Annotated in this window: 2 protein-coding genes; both read left to right on the forward strand. The window is 38.6% G+C overall.

Annotated elements, in window-relative coordinates; all coding sequences use genetic code 11:
* Positions 1–5,294 (forward strand): SDR family NAD(P)-dependent oxidoreductase (locus tag M595_RS26520; RefSeq protein WP_023069675.1); only part of this gene is annotated, 5,294 nt, incomplete at its 5' end.
* 11 nt (positions 5,295–5,305) lie between these two features.
* The coding region (locus M595_RS26525; protein ID WP_023069676.1) for a type I polyketide synthase at positions 5,306–7,434 on the forward strand (2,129 nt) is incomplete at its 3' end.

A 7,434-nucleotide genomic window follows, 5' to 3' on the forward strand; every position in this document is an offset into this window, starting at 1 on the left:
CAACCGAAGAAATAACAACCGCAGAATATTGGTGTCGTCATCTCCGTCATTCGGTGAAATTTGCTTCTGGAATAGAGACATTAAACCAGTTGGGAATAGATGTTTTTGTAGAAATCGGGCCGAAGCCAACGTTAATGAGTTTAGGACAAAGTTGTTTGGGAAACAGTGATAAATTGTGGTTGGCAAGTCTGACGCCTAAACAAGACAATTGGCAAACAATATTATCGAGTTTATCTCAGTTGTATGTAGCCGGAGTGGAGATTAATTGGTTGGGCTTTGATAAAGATTATTCTCGTCAACGGGTGGCTTTACCAACTTATCCTTTCCAACGCCAACGTTATTGGCAAGATATTCCTGAGATGAGGCTTTCTTCAAACTCTCAAAATCTTCATCCTTTACTGGGTCAAAAACTTAATCTAGCCAACTCACAAACCATTCATTTTGAAAGCAAGCTGAGTCAAAATTATCCTCATTTTCTTCAAGACCATCGAATATTTGAGTCAGCCATTTTACCCGCATCAGCTTATATAGAAATGGCGTTAGCTGCGGGAAAACAAGTTAATCCTACAGGAAATTTTGGCTTGGAAGATGTGGTTTTGCATCAGGCTATGATTCTTCCTGAAAATGGAGAAAAAACAGTTCAACTGATTTTAACTGCCCAGGAAAATAAAAGTTATCGCTTTGAAATTTTTAGCTTGCTAGAAAGTTCACAAGTTTGGGTGAATCATGCCAGTGGAAAGTTAGCTATTCAAACTGATGCAGTGAAAAATATAAATAAATTAAATATTAAAGCAGCAGAAAAAGGAACAATTCAAACCGTTGAAGCTATTTATCAAAATTATCAAAACCGAGGGATAAGTTATGGTGCTGCTTTTCAAATCTTAGATAAAATATACAGATTGGACTTGGAAGAAAACCAAGTTTTCGCGCAAATTAACCCTTCTGAAACTATCGCAGAAGAATTAAACCATTATCAGATTCATCCCATCCTACTCGATGCTTGTTTTCAGGCGGTTGGTGCAGCCTTTTCAGAGGAACAGTTAGACACTTATTTACCTGTTAGCTTTCAGCAGCTTATTATTCATAATAAATTAGATGAAAAACCCTTTTGGAGTCAAGTTAAACTGCATTTTACATCGAATCCTAAAGTTTATTCTGCTGATATTTTAATAGCAAATTCAGAAGGAGAAATTACAGCACAAATCAATCAGCTACAAATTCAAGCGGTCAATCGTGAAGCGGTTTTAGGAAATTCTACTACCAACCTACAAGATTGGTTGTATACCGTTGAATGGAAACCTCAACCCCTAAGTTCATCTGCAACTAATTTTGTAGTTCAGACTCAAGCAATTTTTGATGAGATTGTTCCCGAGTTTAGGCAATTTTTAAGTCAACCGCAGTTTAAAAAATACGCTGAACTGTTACCTCAATTGGAAGATGTGAGCCTCAGCTATATTATCCAAGCGTTTACACAGATGGGGTTTGAGTTTACAGCAAAACAGCAATTTTTATCTCAAGAATTAGCCGATAAATTAGGCATTACAAGCAAACAGCAACGTCTATTTGAGCGACTACTAGAAATCTTGTCTGAAGCCGGAATTCTGCAAAGAAAAAATCAAGCTTGGGAAGTCATTCAAGAATCGATTAAAATTGATTCTCCGAGTCAGATTAAAACCCAACTCTGTCTAGACCTAGAAATAGAAGCGGAACTTTCCCTTTTAAGCGCTTGTGGCTCTCATTTAGCAGAAGTTTTGCAAGGAAAATTAGACCCCATACAGTTACTCTTTCCGAGTGGAGATGTTAGCTTTTTAACTCAACTTTATCAAAACTCACCCGGAGCCAAAGTGATGAATACCTTAGTCGAAAAGGTTATTCAAAAAGCTCTAGAAAATCAACCTCAAACCCAAAAGCTAAAAGTTCTCGAAATTGGGGCGGGAACTGGCGGAACAACAGCCTATATATTACCCCATTTAAAAACTGAAAACCTTGAATATATCTTTACAGATGTTTCTCCATTATTCACCACGAAAGCAGAACAGAAGTTTAAGGACTATTCCTGTGTTCGCTATCAACTCCTAGACATTGAAAAAGAACCCAATTTACAAGGATATAAATCCGAAAGTCATCAGATAATTATTGCGGCTAACGTATTACACGCCACCGCAGATTTACGTCAAACCTTAGCTCATGTCAAGCAATTATTAGCACCAGGAGGAATGCTGGTATTACTCGAAGGAAATCAACCTTTATCCTGGCTCGATATTATCTTTGGTTTAACAGAAGGATGGTGGAAATTTGGCGACAATTTCCGTCCCAATTATCCTCTAATTTCAGCCTCTCAGTGGAAAAACTTACTATCAGAAAATGGATTTGAACAAGTTGCAACACTTGAACCCTCACAAATTAATTCGGATAGTTTTTCTCAGCAAACTGTTATTGTTGCTCAAAAAGAACGACATAAATTAGCAGAGAATACAACTCAAAAACACTGGTTAATTTTTGCCGACAGCCAAGGCGTTGGTCAAAAATTAGCAGAGAGTTTACAAGAAATCGGAGAACATTCAACGCTCGTTTTTGCGGGTTTAGATTATCAACAGTTAACCCAAAATCAATTTCAGATAGACTCAAATAATATTAGTCACTATCACCATCTACTCGAAACACTTAAAACCCAAAACTCCTCTTTAACAGGTGTTGTGAACTTGTGGAGTTTAGAGACTCCTAAAATAGAAAATTTGGGTTCTGAGGAATTAAAAATAGCTTCTCGGCTAGGATGGAATAGTACGTTAAATATAGTTCAGTCTTTAGTGAAAACTTTGGATTCCAAATTACCGAGTTTCTGGCTAGTAACCAGTGGCTCAATTTCAACTGGAGAGAATGGAAGTTTATCAGGAATCGTTCAATCACCTGTTTGGGGAATTGGAAAAGTTATCGCTTTAGAACATCCCGAACTAAAATGTGTCAGAATTGATTTAGATGACCAAAATAATATTATAGAAAAAGCAGAAATATTACTAAAAGAAATCAAAGAAACCAGCAAAAATGAAGATCAAATTACTTGGCGAAATGATAGCCGTTTTGTGGCTAGATTGGCACGTTTAAGTCAATTTAAAAACTCGGAAAGTTTGCAGGTTCCAAACGAACCCTATCAACTGACCGTTACTCAACGGGGAACATTAGAAAATCTTCAACTTATACCCTCACCTCGCCGCCAACCGAATGCCAAAGAAGTAGAAATTAAAGTCAAAGCAACTGGGCTTAATTTCCGCGATATTCTGAACACTTTGGGACTTTATCCCGGAGATGCAGGTTTATTAGGATGCGAATGTGCCGGGGAAATTATTCGTATTGGTAATGAAGTCAAAGGTTTAAATATTGGAGATAAAGTCATAGCAATTGCGGCGGGTAGTTTCAGCCAATTTGTTACAGTTAATGCAGCAATGGTTGCTAAAATTCCTGATAGTTTAAGCTTTGAAGAAGCAGCCACAATTCCTGTTACCTTTCTAACAGCATATTACACCCTACATCATCTCGCCAAAATTGCTAAAGGCGACCGGATTTTAATTCATGCAGCAGCAGGCGGTGTCGGTCAAGCGGCGGTGCAGTTAGCCCAACAAGCGGGTGCGGAAGTATTTGCAACCGCCAGCCCGAGTAAATGGAAATTTATTCAATCGTTAGGTATTCAACACATTATGAATTCCCGAACTTTAGAATTTGCCGATGAAATTATGCGGCAAACTCAAGGTCAGGGTGTTGATATTGTTCTCAATTGTTTATCCGGTGAATTTATTGATAAAAGTTTGTCCGTACTTAAAGATAACGGACGCTTTATTGAAATCGGAAAGACTGGTCTGAATAGTAACCAAGTTGATGAAATAAAACCCAATGCTTCCTATTTTAAAATTGATTTAGTTGAACAGTGTCACAGAGAACCCGATTTAATTCAATCGATGTTGCATCATTTAATGCAGCAGTTTAAAGACGGAAAACTTCGTCCACTCCCTCGCCAAGTTTTTTCCATTCAACAGTCAAAAGAGGCTTTTCGACAGATGCAACAAGCCAAACATATTGGTAAAATTGTTATCTCTAATTCATTGATTCGGGGTGATGGAACTTATCTGATTACTGGCGGTTTAGGAGGGTTAGGATTATTATTAGCAGATTGGTTAGTGAACAAAGGAGCCAAACATTTAGTGTTGGTGAGTCGTCGGTCAGTTAACTCAGAAATTCAACCCAAAATAACTCAGTTAGAAAAAGCTGGAGCGCGAGTTATAACAGCTAAAGCCGATGTATCTAACTTAAATCAACTCGCTGATATATTTCAAAAAATAGAACAAACTATGCCTCCTTTACGGGGTGTCTTTCATGCTGCTGGACTATTAGATGATGGCGTATTAATGCAACTCAACCGCGAACGATTTGAACGGGTAATGGCTCCTAAAATTCAAGGGGCTTGGAATTTGCATCAGTTCACTCAAAATCAATCTCTTGACTTGTTTATTCTCTTTTCTTCAGCAACAGCATTATTAGGTTCACCCGGACAAGCAAACCACGTCGCCGCCAACACATTTTTAGATGCTTTAGCACACTACCGTAAAAATTTAGGATTACCCGGACTTAGTATTAATTGGGGGGCTTGGTCGGATATTGGAGCAGCTGCAAATCAAGCCAAAACTAACATCAAGTTAAGAGGAGTTGGGATGATTTCTCCCACACAAGGATTAGAAATATTAGAACAATTAATTACGGAATCTAGCCCACAAGTTGGGGTCATTCCAATTGATTGGTCGCATTTTTTAGAAGTCAATAAAGTTTCGCCCTTTTTCGCCGAATTTAGTTCAACTTCAAAAACCGAAAAATCCGAAAATTTATCGTCTTGGTTGCCCCAACTTCAACAAACACCTATCAAGAACCGTCGAGCATTATTAGAAAAGTTAATAACAGGTGAAATTGCCAAAGTTCTTGGCTTTAAACCCACAGAATTAGATGTAAGAACCGGATTTTTTGATTTGGGAATGGATTCTCTGACTTCTGTTGAATTAAAAAATAGATTGCAAACGGGTTTAGGATGTACTTTACCTTCTACGCTTGCATTTGACTATCCGACAACAGAAGCTTTAATTAACTATCTAGAAAGTATTATTCCCATAGAGTTTAAGCGAGAATCCGCAAAAGCTATAGACCCCATACCCAAAGATTTAGAAATAGAACCAAATCAAGAACTATCAGAAGATGAAATTGCCAATAAACTCGATGAAAAATTAGCTAATCTCGATCAATTTCTAAACTTATAGGAGATCAAATAATGAATCAAAATTATTCCGAGCCAAAAGAGCAACAAATAGACAATCGCTCCCGACTAACCCGAGCATTGCAAGCAATAGAAAAAATGCAGTCTAAATTAACAGAAATGGAATCGGCACGCACAGAACCGATTGCCATTATTGGGTTAGGCTGTCGCTTTCCGGGTGCAAAAAATCCCGATGAATTTTGGACATTATTAAAGCAAGGAAAAGATGCTATTTCCGAAGTTCCCCCCAACCGTTGGAATATCGAAAATTACTATGATTCAAATCCTGAAACCCCTGGAAAAATATCAACTCGTTATGGTGGATTTGTCCCAAATTTAGCTGAATTTGATGCTCAGTTTTTTGGAATTGCACCGAGAGAAGCTGTTAGTCTAGACCCTCAACAGCGCTTACTTTTAGAGGTGAGTTGGGAAGCTTTAGAAAATGCTGGAATTATCCCCGAAAAACTAACAGAAAAACAAACAGGAGTCTTTATTGGAATTAGTAGTAGCGACTATTCTCAACAGTTACTCACTCGAGATATTAAAGAAATTGATGCCTATCTTGCTACGGGAAACTCTCACAGTACAGCCGCAGGTCGTCTTTCCTATTTGTTAGGTTTTACGGGGCCTAGTTTAGCTGTAGATACCGCTTGTTCATCTTCATTAGTGAGTATTCATTTAGCCTGCCAAAGCTTGCGAAACAAAGAATGTCATCTCGCTTTAGCTGGAGGTGTTAACCGTATAATTTCACCGGAATTTAGCATCAACTTTTCCAAGGCTAAAATGCTCGCTTCTGATGGTCGCTGTAAAACTTTTGATGCAGCAGCCGATGGCTTTGTGCGTTCAGAAGGCTGCGGAATTATTATTATTAAACGTTTTTCTGATGCGATTAGTAATGGAGATAAAATATTAGCTGTAATTCGAGGTTCAGCAATTAATCAAGATGGTCGTAGCAGTGGGTTAACTGTTCCGAACGGCCCCTCTCAGCAAGCTGTAATTCATCAAGCCTTAGAAAATAGTAAAGTTAATCCCGCCCAAATTAACTATATTGAGGCACATGGAACAGGTACAAGCTTAGGTGATCCGATAGAAATTGGTGCGTTAGGGGCTGTTTTTTGCCACACCCACACCTCAGAAAAACCATTAATTGTTGGTTCAGTAAAAACCAATATTGGTCATCTCGAAGCGGCGGCTGGAATTGCCGGATTAATTAAAGTCGTGTTAGCATTAAAACATGAACAAATCCCATCTCATCTCCACTTTAACACCCCTAATCCTCATATTAATTGGAAGGAACTTACTCTCACTATTTCCACGAAATTGATGCCCTGGCGTTCAGGAGAAACACCTAGACTAGCAGGTATAAGTTCTTTTGGGTTTAGCGGAACAAATGCTCACATTATTGTAGAAGAAGCTCCGGCTATTAATTTAGCTAAAACTACCGAAAATCGCCCTTTACACCTGTTCACTCTTTCTGCTAAAACACCTGAAGCCCTCGAAGAATATATTCATAACTATGAGCAGTATTTAACTCATTGCCAAGCATCTATAGAAGATATTTGCTTTAGTGCAAATACGGGGCGATCGCACTTTCAATATCGGCTTTGTGCAACCGCAAATTCAGTTAACGAACTTCGTCAAAACTTAACAACTAAAAAATACGTTACTCAAGGAAAAACATCCTACAATAATCCTAAAATAGCCTTTCTATTCACCGGACAAGGTTCACAATATGAGGGAATGGCACTGCAACTGTATCAAACTCAGCCCACCTTCAGAAATGCCCTCACTCACTGCGCTGAAATCCTCCAAAATTCTTTAGATATCCCGTTATTAGACCTGCTTTATTCGCCCAATTTTCAACCCTTAATTCATCAAACGATCTACACTCAACCCGCCTTATTTGCTGTTGAATATTCCTTGTTTCAACTGTGGAAATCTTGGGGAATTCAACCGGATATTCTCATCGGTCATAGTCTCGGAGAATATGTCGCCGCTTGTGTTGCGGGAGTCTTCAGTTTAGAAGATGGACTCCAACTCGTTGCCAGTCGCGCCCGTTTAATGCAGCAACTTCCGCAAAATGGCGAAATGGTTGTGGTTTTTGCCGACGAAAACACGGTAAAAGCTTGTCTGGAGTCACAGCC

The sequence above is a fragment of the Lyngbya aestuarii BL J genome (genome assembly GCF_000478195.2).
Taxonomy (GTDB): Bacteria; Cyanobacteriota; Cyanobacteriia; order Cyanobacteriales; family Microcoleaceae; genus Capilliphycus; species Capilliphycus aestuarii.